We start from the raw sequence: 12,319 nt of genomic DNA, 5'->3' as shown, positions 1-12,319 counted from the left end.
CAGGTCGTGCAGAACTTTGGGAGCAGACTGCAGATTCTGTCGATCAGCTGGTTCCAGGCGCGTCGAGCTGTCGACCTCATCTCGCCCGGTACCGGTTGCTGTATGCAGCCTTGAACCCTTGGCGTATGGCGTCGACGGAACGATTTGCTCCGGCAGGCAGTGTCGCAGCGTTTCCCGGCTGTTTCGGCTCTATTGGCCGGGCCCGCGTCAGCCGAGCCCCTTCATCATGGCATCCAACACATGGATGGCCGGCATCCACTCAATAGATTTTACATATGCCGCGGAGGCCCAGTAGAGAAGGCGGAACCGGAAGCGAGGGCATCGGCTTCAAGCTGTGCGAGCGTCACGGGATTAGTGGGCAGTGCTGAGTGAGCTCTTCTGCCCTATGGCCCGGCCTCTGCCAAGCGCCCGGCGTCAGGGTCTACGTGTCGACTAAGGATACCAAACCGGGCAACCTCCTCTCTGAACGAGATTTCCGAAAATGCATGTTAGTGGATTGGAAAAGCGCCGGTTCGTCGTCTCTCGGAGGCGTACGGGGTTCGGTGATTGTCTGTGGTCATTGGCGGCCGCTTGGCGCTACGCGCAGCGGTCGGGACGAACTCTAGTCATCGACTGGCGGGGGGCCTGCTACCTCGACCAACCCTTCACAAATGCGTTTCCGGTGTTCTTCCAGCCGATCAATGACATCGCTGGCGTGCCGGCTATTTCCGACGACCGGATCAACGACGTTTCCTTCCCTGGTCCATTCTTCCCGGAGTGGTGGAACAGGCCGGCGATCGAGTGCCTTTACCGGCCAGATGAGCAGATTTTCCAAGAGCGCGATGAGTTGGGCGAGCTCTTTCAGGCCGAACACGATGTCGAAGCGAACACAGTAGTGTGTGACGCTTGTCTGATGTGGCGGTGCGATGAGGATGCAGAGCGGCAGGTGTTCCAGAGTGTCCAGCCTCGGCCAGAAATTCAAGCCCGCATAGATGCCATTTATCAGGAACGTTTTGAGGGGCACAGCATCATCGGGATTCATGTTCGGCACGGTAACGGTGAAGACATCATGGAGCATGCGCCCTACTGGGCCGATCCGGAGCTCGCCGTTCGGCAAGTGTGCGCTGCAATTGACAAGGCTAAGGCGTTACCGCACCCTAGGCCTGTGCGGCTGTTCTTATGCACGGACAGCGCGCGGATACTGGATCTTCTGTCGGCCAGGTTTCCCGATCTGCTCACTGTCCCGAAGCACTTCGGACCCAATCAAGCTGGCCCCTTACACACTGCAGCACTCGGGATTGACGGCGGAATTTCCGCCCTCGTTGAGATGTATCTTCTCGGGCGCTGCGATACCGTAATTCGGTTTCCCCCGACGAGCGCCTTTACACGATATGCACGCCTTTTCGCACCACGGGTAATTGAATTCGATCTGAAAGAGCCAAGTCGTTTGACTTTGATAGAAGACAGCCAAGTCTCTGATCTCAGTTATGACCCGCCACCTGCGCAATTCGGCAGACGCAACCAACAGGCATAGTTGAATGCGCATTTCTCACCGACGCCAGTGGAGGCGTCGTACATTACCGATAGCGTCGTCATCTGACGCCGCCCGCAACGCGCCAGAACTTCGCTGTTACGCGGGGGCCGCAGACAAGCCAGAGCGACGGCGATCGTGACGCTGACGCTCGAAAGAACGCGGGCGATCACTCCAGAGACGAGATTGAGGTTGGTTATGAAAGTCATTCCCGTGATCATCAGCGGCGGAGCCGGATCGCGGCTATGGCCCGCCTCAAGGCAATCGCACCCCAAACCTTTCCTCAAAGTAGCGGATGGATATTCTCTCATTCAGCACACTGTGCTGCGCGCCGCTTCGATAGAAGGTGTCGTGGAACTCGTCGCTGTGACATCCGGGGACCACCTCTTCCTGACCAAGGACGAATTTGACGAACTGGATTCCGTGGTCCTGCCACGCACCTTTCTGCTCGAGCCCGAAGCTCGGGATACGGCCGCCGCCGTGGCTGCAGCCGCGATCCATGCGAGGGCAACGCAAGGCCCTGACGCGATCCTGTGCGTCTTCCCGGCCGATCACCTGATTAGCAACCTGCCTGCGTTTCTAGACGTCATGGGCCTGGCCATGGAACATGCGAAGCTCGGGCGGATCGCCACATTGGGCATCACCCCAACCAGACCGGAAACCGCATTCGGCTACATCGAAGCAGATGGTGAGAACGTCGTCCGTTTCGTTGAAAAACCGGATCTGGAGACAGCCAAAGCCTATGTCGCGTCCAAATGCTTCTTCTGGAACGCCGGCATCTTCTGCTTCAGTGCGCAAACCATGCTCGACGAGATGGTTTTGCATTGTCCCGAGGTGCTCCAGGCCGTCGCCGACAGCTACGAGAACGGCCGCGCCAGTCAATGCCAAGGCTTTGCCAAAATCGAACTCGCGCCTGAGCATTTCGGTTCCGCGCCGCGAATCTCGCTCGACCACGCTGTCATGGAGAAGACTAACAGACTTGCCGTGGTTCCCTGCGACATGGATTGGAACGACATCGGATCCTGGAACGCAATGGCCGATTTGATCGCCCCCGACGAAAGCGGGAACAGGATACGCGGCGATGTGCATATGGTCGACACGACCGGCACCTATGTGAGCTCCGACAAGCGCGTCATCGGCACGGTGGGCGTAAGCGATCTGGTGATCGTGGATTCTCCGGACGCTTTGCTTGTCACATCCCGCGACCGCGTTCAGGACGTTAAGAAGCTCTTCGAGGGCCTCAAGGCTTCGGGACATGAAGCTCATCTGGTCCATAGCACGGTACACCGGCCCTGGGGTACCTATACGGTTCTGGAGGAAGGCGAGCGCTTCAAGATCAAACGCATCGAGGTGAAGCCCGGTCGCCAGTTGAGCCTGCAGATGCACTATCATCGTTCGGAGCACTGGGTCGTGGTCAGCGGCTCCGCCAAAATCGTCAATGGCGAGCAGGAGTTGTTCCTGGGGACAAACGAATCTACTTACATCCCCTGCGGCCATAAGCATCGGCTCGAGAACCCAGGCAGAATTGACTTGGTTATCATTGAAGTGCAGAGCGGCGATTATCTCGCCGAGGATGATATCGTTCGCTTCGACGACGAATATGGTCGAACGTAGATAACAGTACAAAAAACGTTAAACGGCGAGCCGTCGCTCAAGGATCTCTGTCGTGGGTTCTGGGCCTGACATTGGCAAGCAGCGGGCCGAGCGTGTCATAGTATCCGCCCGCACTCTCATCAGGCACTCGATCGTGGTCGAAAACATCGGTGAGCGCTTGACAGCTCGCCGTCCGCGGTAACGAAGACTTCAGATATTTCTTAGGCGGACCCGTTGCTCAGCTGTCCAACGGCACAGCCGTGTTTCAGCCTGTAGGCGGCAATGAAATCCTCATCGCTGCAGATGCAGCGGCCGCTGGAATCTTTGGCTTTCGGATCATGGAGGTGAGAACCAAGGGGGCGCAGTAGATTCATGCGAGTGCTGGTTGTCCGACTCATCGGAAAACCCGCACTATGCTTGACCAGGTCTGCGGCAAGCATGATCCCGGCAAGCGCTGATTGAAAGGCCATCGGAACCACGGTTCGAACGAGACGACTTCCATCGCTAAGCTGGAACACCAGACCGCCGCAGATATCCGGAGGCGAACGTCACTGTCCTCACCGACGACGCGTCCACGCTCGAAAACATCCGCAAAGCGCTTGCCTACCTCGCGGCGACCGCGACCGCCGACGACACCGTCGCGATCTTCTTCTCGGGCCACGGGGCGCGCATCGGCAGTGGCGCCGAGGCGACGAGCGCGCTCCTCCCCTACGATTGCAAGCTCACGGACGTCGCAGGAACGTCGCTCGGCGAGGCCGAGCTGTCCGCTGCGATCGCCGCCATCAAGGCACCGCGGGTCATCCTCGTCGTCGACGCGTGCCATGTCGCCGGCACCGCCACGCTTAAGTCCGGCCTGGGCGATGATAGCAGGACGGGAACGACGAAGGGTTCGACGAGAAGTCTCTGCGGAAACTGGCGCGGGGGACAGGCCGGGTTGTGCTCGCGTCGTCGCGTGCGACCGAGACGTCTCTGGTGCTCAGACGCGAGCGGAACAGCGTGTTCACGACCGCGATGCTCTCCGGCCTCAAGGGCGCTGCCACCGCCGCCAGCGACGGGACCATCGGGTTTGACCTGTTCAACCACGTGTCTGAGACGGTCAGGCAGTCCGTCCCGGGAAGGCAGCACCCAGTGTTCAAGGCTAGCGACCTTGAGGAGAACTTCCCCGTCGCACTCGCGCTCGGCGGCACCAAGTCGATCTCGCCGGGCGTCAATCAGCGCCACCGGGACCTCGAGCAGATCATGAGGGGACCTCTTCCCGCTCGGCCCGACGGACCAGGACATCTGGCTGCGGGCGGGGGGCGACGTCTCGCGCCTCAGGCTGAGCGGCAACGGACGAGCGCAGTGGTTCGCCGCGCTCCGCCTGATCTCCCTGGGCGGTGGCGGCAGCATTTCGCGCGAGAGCGTGATCGACGCGGCACTGGACGAATTCCCTGCCCACCGCGAGCTCAAGGCGTTGCGCTAATCCGCTCGGCCCCGGGGTCAGCGATGTCTCGTTCAAGCCAATGTCGCATGCCTTCGGCAGGAAGACGGAAGTCCAGCTTCAGAAATGGTCAAGCAAATGGCGCAGCTGGACAATATCTTTTGGGGAAACCGCGAGCAAGATTGCGTCGATGTTCTTCAGTCTGTCGATCGGCGGCGGCGACTAGCCTTCGAGGAAAGAGACGGGATGGCGGCGGTACATCATCAAACCATGATACAACTTGAGGAAAGCATCCGACTTGGGGTCAAAAGTGGTGGTTCCTACCAGCATCTAATGGCAGCTATTCGCCAATTCACAGCCGAAAGAGGACAGTCCGCAGTCGGCCCCAAAGCTGCCAGGCGGGAACGCGCCCAATGTCGGTCATAGGCCCGGGCGTTACCATTCCCCGAAAGCGGACATTGCTGATGTTCAGCGATGGCAGGTAGCGGTTGCGCCCTCTATCGTCATCAGTCCGACGGCTACCCAAAGCGCATGGGCGTCGATCGACATTCATTCAAGCAACCGACAGATAGACACGCTACATTTTGAATCCAGCGCGTCTTTCAATTCCACCATACCCGGATGCAACCAGCCAGTCCGTTCATGGTCTTTGCAGGGACCCCCGCGACTCCTGCGTGGCTCCCCGATCGCGTATGTGCCACAACGTGTTCGATGAAGTCCAGAGCGGTTTCGCAATGAATTCTGTGCGTTTCAGCTTGCTCAAAGCCGAACGATGCCGGACGATTTTCAATGCAGCCCGCACGCGGGGGTCATGACCATCCATGCTTGGAGCGCCTTATGGTTCGTCTCATCGGAGCTTTGCTCAGGTTTGCCATCGAACCGGCCTTTATCGAACTGAAGGCAGCCCTACTCGCCTACTTGTTAGCGAGCGCCACCTGGAGCGCTGCGGCAGTAGCGTTTGCCGGGTTCCTTTTCATTGTATCTGTTCCAAATGCGGTAGCGATTTTTGAAGGGACCAAGTCCCTTTAGTCGATCTATTGGATAGTCCACAACTCCGAAAAGAACTCAATCCGGACCGCAGACGTCATCCCCAACGAAGTTCTGGCGACAGAGTACGGCTACCTGCATAGGGCATTTAGGTTTGGACCGTTTGCGAAAAATGCGGGCAACATGACAATACTTTATGATTCGACAGGTCGATTAATGGATTATCAATGCGCTTTTAACATGTTCGGAAACTCGTACTTATTTATCGCCAGCGACCTAAGTATGAAGACTATGCCGGTCTTGCAGAAATACCTTATGCTTCACGAAATCGCTCACGGATCTATGTTGGGAGGTGTCATATGGGTTGGCGCAAAATGGGTGATCTTGAGTGGAGTCGTCGCGTGCGTCTTTGGCCTCGCGGTTGCTAGACTCTCATGGTTCGGCGGCGCCTCCATAGCGCTGACGCTGCTTGTCGCATTTGTGTTTTCTCGAAAGGTCGTAGTCGAAAGCGCAGCCGAGACCTTCGCAGACGGTTATGCGCTCACTCATATCGCTCGCGAGAGTCCGGAGTTAGCGATGGCCTTGATTCGGAAACTTCTGGAGCGAATTGTCGATTCAAATAGCTTCACTTCGCAATATGATCGACTGATTAACAAATCCCGTGTTGCTAACCTCGCGGGCTATCTCAATAGACTAGAGCGGGGAATTTCCGTCGAGAAATTTGCCGGACATCGTCCGACAAATTGGCCGCACTATGCGTCAGCCTGCCTATTGTTCTTATGGATCTATCTGAATGCCGATATCCATCGTCCCGCCACCGGACTGTTGGCTACAGTATTCGCCCTCCTCGTGATACTAACGATCTTCGCTCGCAATCAGGCCGTCCGGAAGATGCTCACGCTCGACATGGCCATCCAAAAAATGCTGGGAGAAAGTCACCATGCCATCTGAAATCGACCAATGTCTAGAGATTGTGAAGGCGTTGCGCCCTGAGGCGGCCAGTGCGATATCATCGCAGTCGCTCGATCGCCTCCTGACGGAGTTCTATGAGGGCGATCCGAAATTAGGCGAGGCGATAAAAGCACGCTCTGGCCAGTACAATCCGAGGGCGCCGATATACCTTTTTCTCTATGAGATTGTTACGTTCTGCTCTGTCGTCTATTCCATATATGATGTTATCGATAAGGTAGATAAAATTACTGACATTATAGCCGATCGAAATATCCAGCTTAGTATCGTTGAGCGCGCTATAAAAAAACTCCGAAAATTTGGATTGTCTTATCCGGCTGACAAGCTGGAGCGGATCCTAGATGAGGTGCTGGACCATCTCACAAGGCCACAGCCGAGCAGCACGGGTCAAGGTGAACCACCCTCGGCAGCAACGTAGTCGATGTCCACTGGATCGGTGCCCTTGCCGTGTTCGAGGTCGAAGGGGGTGAAATCTACAACCGGATTTCTCAGTTGAAGAACATGGAAGAGGAGGCCGACAAGGCTGCCAAAGAGTGGCTGGAGCAGAGCGGCGACCGGCTTATGTTTCGGAATTGGTGACCCAGCGGGTCTGTCTGATAAACCTTTCCCGCTCTTTGAAGATATAGTTGAAAAGTTCCAACTTCTCGTCGGATAGGAGCGAATTGTCGCCCCACCGCTCATAGCGAGATCGGTCCGCTCGACGAACTGAGACCTGAAGTTTCTCATCTGCATTGGTGATGTGGCTGCGGACGATCGAGAGAATCTCGTTATGGGGGTAGTCGCCTCCAAACTCAATATCGGCGGTTGTTGTCTCTTAGATCCCGCGACTCCTGTTGTGGCACCTCAGGCGCGTACGTGCCACACCCCGTTCCGCGGTTCGCAGCGAAACTCTTGCTTTTATGCTCGCTCAATCTAGCCATTTTTGGGACGCAGACGTTCATTCCCCCAAAGGCTGTGCATCGGCCCGCGTCAGGCGATTGTTCTCTATTAGAGCTGTGATGCTGGGCGATCGGACAGATCGACAGCAGGTCCTTTTTGACGCACATAACCTTGGGGAAACGAGGGGGCAGCCAAATGCGCAACTTGGTTGTGGATGCTGTGGGCATCCCAAATCGACGGATACTGCTACAGTGGCTGGGTGGTGCGGCAGCCGCCGCGATACTGCCCGCCTGCGTAACGCGACCGCTACCCCCGGGAATCTGCGTTGCAGATGGACGGGGCAACATCATTGATGTCCACTGCCACCTCTTCAACGCTTCGGACGTGTCAGTTGAAGGCTTTGTCAGATATGTCGTGCTCGGCGAGCACCGGGAAGAGGTCATTCCGGAACTAAAAGTTGCCCGGGCGGGCGGTATTGTCGACGCGCTGGTTGTGTTGCTGGTTTTAATCCTCAGTGCCAATACGATTACCGCGAAGCGAGAAGCCGCCAATCTGCGCCGCCATCAGCCGATGGAAACACCCGAACACTTGGACAACCGCCAGACCGAGGCAGTGGCAGATGCACTGCTGACTCTTGATCAAAGCCAGCGCACGCCAAACAAGGTCGTTCAATCGATCGCCGGCGACCAGGCCGAGCCCGACTACTCTGATCTGCTCAACCAGATCTACGCCGAAGCCGGCGTTGTGACGGCCAAGGCACGTGGAGAGCCGCTCGACAAAGCCAAATCGGTTGAGGTGGCCCGTCAGCTAAAGGGCAAAGGTTCGAAAATCGCACGTTATATAGATTTCGCTCGTCTGCTGCTGGGCAGCCGTGAGGCCATCGCGCGGGAATATATCCGGGTCTTCGCAGACAAGCGCTGCGTGCAGATGATCACGCCGAGCTTTCTCGATATGCATCGTTGGTTGGGCAAGCCGCCAATCTCGTCCATCGCCGAACAAGTGGATGTCATGGATGCGCTTCAGGTTTCCATAGCGCAATCTACCGGAATGCACATGCACAGCATGGTGGGCTTCGATCCGCGCCGCTCGGCAGAAGACCGCGACGTTTTAAAGGTAGTCAAGCATGCCATCAACGACTGCGGCTTCGTTGGCGTCAAGCTCTATCCGCCGATGGGATTTCAGCCCATTGAGAACCGCAAGCTCGGCGTTCCGAAAGTGCCAGAAGGCCCAAAAGGGGAGAGCATTGAACACGCGCTTATGGAACTATACGATTGGTGCGCGGCCGAAGATGTGCCGATCATGGCGCATGCGGAAAACAGCCTTGGTTCAGTTTGCGGCTATGGGCGTCGTGCAAGCCCCGAGTGGTGGCGCAAAGTGCTTGCCAAGCCGAACTATGCTCACCTTCGAATCAACCTTGCCCATTTCGGCGGCTTCGACGAAGCACTCGACATTGGGGCCAATGCCCCTCAGGGACTAAGATGCGAGGCAGATAAGTACTCTGGGCCAGTGTGGGAGGAAATTATCGGTGAGACGATCAAGGACGATGGTCGTGACTTTCTGTTCGCTGATTTGAGCTATCTCAGCGAACTGACAATCCCGGATAGCCAAGAAGAAGAGCGCCCTGAGATCCGCCGCCGTTTGGAAGCGTTCCGTATTGCTTACGATCCAGACGTGCGCCACCTGATGTACGGCACCGACTGGACTATGATCGCCAAGGAACTCGACAACAACAACTATCTCGCAAATCTCGACGCGCAACTTCGCCTCGCCGGCTTCACGCCGGACCAGTTGCAGAATATCTACTGGCGCAACGCCGTCCGGTATCTGGGCTTGGGTCGCGGAGAAAGGACACGCGGTCGCTTGCAGCGCTACTGCGCCAAACGACACCTCCCTGACGCTTGGCTGATGGCCTTCGATGCAGGTTGAGCGCTTCAAATTGGATTTCGCGGAACATGTGGTTGATCATCTCGCGGATAGCGAACCAGCCGAAAGCCAACAATGCGCTCGCAAGCGCAAGCAAAGGGCATAACAGAACAACCACAATGGGATCAGAAATTGGCCTCGGGTTGATGAATATACAACGCAGGATGCAATTTGCAGTCTGAAGTACCTCTTAGCTGTCTTAGTGCGCCGCAGCAAAATATGAAATTCTTAAGCAAATCAAATGGTTGGTCAATATTTCAAAATCCACTGAGAATGCATATCAGTGCAGTCGAGATGCATATCTTGACTTTCTAATGTGGCGAGTTCAGTTTGTCGTCGCCAATGTTAAGGGGGAGGATGAGTTATGGTAGCAGAGCTCGAGGGCCTCGATCTTGATATCTCTGAGTATGAATATGACGAATTTGTAATCGAGTACCAGAGATTGGGAGGGAAATTTCCGATCATAGATGCCAGCAGTAAAACGACAAATATCACTAAGTGCCTAAAGAAGGAGGGTATAAACACAGTCATACGTTATTATTGTCGCGCCTCACAGGGATCGTGGAAAATCATCAGGGAACCGGAAGCAACAAAGCTTATTGCGGAAAAGCTGAGCATTGCGGTCGTCCATGAGATCGGAACGAGCCTTTCGCTCTTTTCTTATGCATCTGGGAAGTTGGATGCCGACTATTCGATTAAGTATGGGCGTGAGGCGATCGGCCAGCCCAGCGGCTCAGCCATCTATTTTGCCATCGACTTCGATGTCAGCGAGTCAAGCATAAAGCAGCGCATTGTCCCGTACTTTCAAGGTATCAGGGATTCAATGGCTGCTGCCGGCTCTATTTACAAAATCGGCGTGTATGGAAGTGGGCTAACTTGCTCGACGCTGCTCAAAAAGGGCCTTGTTGAGTTTACATGGCTTGCACAGTCCACTGGTTGGAGCGGTTATGGGGCCTTCAAAGACAGCAATCTTTGGAGCCTTCTGCAGAAGTACCCGTCCACTAACCTGTGCAGGATCGGCGTTGACTATAACGAAGCTCAAGGTGGCAAAGATTTCGGCGCGTTTAGCAGTCTTGTTGCTCTCGTAAAGCCAACTGCGGCGGCCGCTGACGAAGAGTGGGAAATCCTGCTCGCCGCGGGTGCACTACAAGGTCTCGATCCGGACATGGAAGCCCGCACCCTTTTGCTCATCCAGGAATGCGCGAAGCAGGGCGTCAAGATGGTGGCGTCCGGCGGAGTTAGAACGCCTCAGGTTCAGGCCAAGCTTTGGAAGCAATCGCGAAGTGCTACGCAGATCAAGGCGGCTGTTTCCTCCCTTCGGGCGCAAGGCGCGCCCTTTCTTGCAGATGTGCTTGAGCAGACGAGTGCACCCAAAGGGCAGCATGTGACGAACGCGCTACCAGGCATGAGTTGGCACCAATGGGGCGAAGCGGTGGATTGCTACTGGGAAGTCAACGGCAAGCCCGAATGGGATCCTGATGCCGTTCATGGCGGGGTGAAAGGGTATCACGTTTACGCCGACCTCGCCGAGACCAAGCAGATCGGGCTTAACGCAGGGGGGCATTGGTCGAGCTTTAAGGACTGGCCGCATGTCCAGCTCAGAAAGGCGGCAGGCCCTAAGAGCCTTTATACTGTTAAGGAAATCGATAAGCGTATGAAGGATCTGTACGGCGAGCGCCTCGACGTCGGACCCTTCGAGCCGCATGAGGGCGGTTATGCACAGGCGGACGAGACTGGATTTGTGGAAGCATTCCGGAATGTCATAACCGATCTACGCGAGGCGAGCGGCACGGCCGTGAGCAACAAACCCTATTTGTTCCCGGATGGCATCTACAAGGTCGAACTTACCTTGGGGATAGGTGGAGGAGCTTCGTCGGAAGAGGGAGCAAACAACCCAAGCTTGGCAATTCCCGGGTCTGCCAAGATTATGATCTCCGGGATCAACAAAGAGTAGAAATCCCAAGTCGCGGGCGTCCTTGCGTCGCTCGCTCGGAGTAGCATCATGCCGCTCCTGTATCGATACCCGGAGATCGTGCCGTTCCTCGACGACACGGATGACTACGAGACGATGCGACGGAGGCGCGCGTCGGCGACGTGACGCACTAGTCGTGACGCAGCGCGGGCTCCACGACGGGGGACAGGTGCTCTTCGAGCAACGCGAGGAAGGCTGGGTCGTCGTCGCCGGCGACACGATCGTGCGCATTACGGCCAAAGAGGAGCCCAAGGAAAAGCCGTCGATAGGTCGCCGAAAGAAAATCGAGGAAGAGGAAGTTTCGACGAGGGCTGCCGACGATATGGCGAGCATTGCGAAGCTCCTCCCGGTTGCCGTGGATAAGCTTTCGTCGAAGACGGGTCCTGACGGGATTGGAAATTGCCCGGCTGATGGTTGCTATGGAGCGGGTCACGTTCACGTACGCAAAGATCCTTGTCGCTTTTACGCCGCGCCCGCTGCTGGCCGAGGGTTTCGATCCGGCGATGATTGCCAACGTGTCTGAAGACCAACTGGGCGCGATGACGGCTGAACTTGGCGGGCTAAGCAGTGAGTTTTTGAGCGCTGTGGAGCGACGTGGCTCCGTGAGCCTGATACTGGTCGTGGCCAGTCGCTATTTTGACCGACTGATGGATAATGCCAGGGTAGTGCGATATCTGGCGCGCAATTTTCCGTGCCATTTCGAAGAGTTTCACAATTTGGCGATGCCGCGCCCAAATGAGTGGATTGGCGTAACCATCATACGTCCTGGCTAGTCCGCACGGCGCATGGCAGCGACGGCGGCTTTGCTTCGATGTCGAGGCGACGCGACTTTCAAATCGATCGATGGCAGGTAACTGCAATGCCATCGGTCCGCGTCGGGCCCCAAACCGGTCGTCAGATAGTTCTACAATTCGCGATCGACTGGGGTTCCCGGAAGCTTTTCGAACTTTCTGGGTCGCTTCGCAGTCCGAATTGCGGGTGCTCATGGACAAAGTAGGATACTAGATTCGGCTTTTGCATGGCTCTGGAAGGGATCGACCCCTTGGCACGTTGCGCCCGATAGCGC

At 56.5% G+C, this 12,319-nt stretch carries 11 protein-coding genes and 1 pseudogene; 11 read left to right on the top strand and 1 reads right to left on the bottom strand.

Translation table 11 applies throughout. From position 1 onward, the window contains the following. Positions 1-481 precede the first annotated feature (481 nt). The 10 genes and pseudogenes from NL532_RS29225 (at position 482) to NL532_RS29180 (ending at position 11,235) form a co-directional block, all read left to right on the top strand. Entirely contained in the window at positions 482-1,513 is a 1,032-nt protein-coding gene (locus NL532_RS29225) for a nodulation protein NodZ (RefSeq protein ID WP_023735778.1), read from the top strand. A 195-nt stretch (positions 1,514-1,708) separates the two neighbouring features. Beyond that, complete coding sequence (locus tag NL532_RS29220; RefSeq protein WP_023776443.1) at positions 1,709-3,124, top strand: mannose-1-phosphate guanylyltransferase/mannose-6-phosphate isomerase; 1,416 nt, start codon at positions 1,709-1,711, stop codon at positions 3,122-3,124. Positions 3,125-3,689: 565 nt separating this feature from the next. Continuing rightward, positions 3,690-4,346: a caspase family protein gene (locus tag NL532_RS29215; RefSeq protein WP_245270348.1), complete on the top strand. Its 657-nt coding sequence runs from the start codon at positions 3,690-3,692 to the stop codon at positions 4,344-4,346. 15 nt (positions 4,347-4,361) lie between these two features. Further along, positions 4,362-4,565: pseudogene (locus NL532_RS29210) on the top strand (caspase family protein); the annotation flags it as partial. A gap of 795 nt (positions 4,566-5,360) precedes the next feature. Beyond that, on the top strand, positions 5,361-5,552 hold the full coding sequence (locus NL532_RS29205) for a hypothetical protein (protein WP_031203404.1): 192 nt from the start codon (positions 5,361-5,363) through the stop codon (positions 5,550-5,552). 141 nt (positions 5,553-5,693) lie between these two features. After that, entirely contained in the window at positions 5,694-6,461 is a 768-nt protein-coding gene (locus NL532_RS29200; protein ID WP_155923849.1) for a hypothetical protein, read from the top strand. Beyond that, positions 6,451-6,897, top strand: a complete 447-nt coding sequence (locus NL532_RS29195; protein ID WP_023829608.1) for a hypothetical protein — start codon at positions 6,451-6,453, stop codon at positions 6,895-6,897. Before NL532_RS29200 ends, NL532_RS29195 begins: the two co-directional genes overlap by 11 nt. Before the next feature lie 29 nt (positions 6,898-6,926). Then, the gene (locus NL532_RS29190) at positions 6,927-7,058 is read left to right on the top strand and encodes a hypothetical protein (protein ID WP_023829607.1); all 132 of its coding nucleotides are present in this window, start codon (positions 6,927-6,929) and stop codon (positions 7,056-7,058) included. Positions 7,059-7,553: 495 nt separating this feature from the next. Beyond that, positions 7,554-9,284 (top strand): amidohydrolase family protein, encoded by a 1,731-nt coding sequence (locus tag NL532_RS29185; RefSeq protein ID WP_081731035.1) that lies wholly within the window; start codon positions 7,554-7,556, stop codon positions 9,282-9,284. Positions 9,285-9,645: 361 nt separating this feature from the next. Next, a complete protein-coding gene (locus NL532_RS29180) occupies positions 9,646-11,235 on the top strand; it encodes a glycoside hydrolase domain-containing protein (protein WP_023829605.1) in 1,590 nt (529 codons plus the stop codon). Between the two features lie 148 nt (positions 11,236-11,383). Here the strand turns inward: NL532_RS29180 and NL532_RS29175 are convergent, their stop codons facing one another. Further along, positions 11,384-11,692 carry a hypothetical protein gene (locus NL532_RS29175; protein ID WP_155923848.1) on the bottom strand — a complete coding sequence of 103 codons (309 nt, stop codon included), beginning with the start codon at positions 11,690-11,692 and terminating at the stop codon, positions 11,384-11,386. Between NL532_RS29175 and NL532_RS29170 the strand changes: the two genes are divergently transcribed. Further along, positions 11,673-12,026: a plasmid partitioning protein RepB C-terminal domain-containing protein gene (locus NL532_RS29170; RefSeq protein WP_245270344.1), complete on the top strand. Its 354-nt coding sequence runs from the start codon at positions 11,673-11,675 to the stop codon at positions 12,024-12,026. The two genes, NL532_RS29175 and NL532_RS29170, sit on opposite strands and share 20 nt — an antisense overlap. Positions 12,027-12,319 lie beyond the last annotated feature (293 nt).

Source organism: Mesorhizobium sp. C120A (genome assembly GCF_030323105.1).
Taxonomy (GTDB): Bacteria; Pseudomonadota; Alphaproteobacteria; order Rhizobiales; family Rhizobiaceae; genus Mesorhizobium.
Note: the sequence above shows the minus strand (reverse complement) of the source record. Positions and strands in the feature narration are given on the sequence as shown.

What these genes read in the sequence shown, in the direction of transcription:
- NL532_RS29205 (WP_031203404.1), top strand. Translation starts at nt 5,361, where the DNA reads ATGGTTCGTCTCATCGGAGCTTTGCTCAGGTTTGCCATCGAACCGGCC.
- NL532_RS29180 (WP_023829605.1), top strand. Translation starts at nt 9,646, where the DNA reads ATGGTAGCAGAGCTCGAGGGCCTCGATCTTGATATCTCTGAGTATGAA.
- NL532_RS29220 (WP_023776443.1), top strand. Translation starts at nt 1,709, where the DNA reads ATGAAAGTCATTCCCGTGATCATCAGCGGCGGAGCCGGATCGCGGCTA.
- NL532_RS29195 (WP_023829608.1), top strand. Translation starts at nt 6,451, where the DNA reads ATGCCATCTGAAATCGACCAATGTCTAGAGATTGTGAAGGCGTTGCGC.
- NL532_RS29200 (WP_155923849.1), top strand. Translation starts at nt 5,694, where the DNA reads ATGACAATACTTTATGATTCGACAGGTCGATTAATGGATTATCAATGC.
- NL532_RS29170 (WP_245270344.1), top strand. Translation starts at nt 11,673, where the DNA reads ATGGAGCGGGTCACGTTCACGTACGCAAAGATCCTTGTCGCTTTTACG.
- NL532_RS29225 (WP_023735778.1), top strand. Translation starts at nt 482, where the DNA reads ATGCATGTTAGTGGATTGGAAAAGCGCCGGTTCGTCGTCTCTCGGAGG.
- NL532_RS29185 (WP_081731035.1), top strand. Translation starts at nt 7,554, where the DNA reads ATGCGCAACTTGGTTGTGGATGCTGTGGGCATCCCAAATCGACGGATA.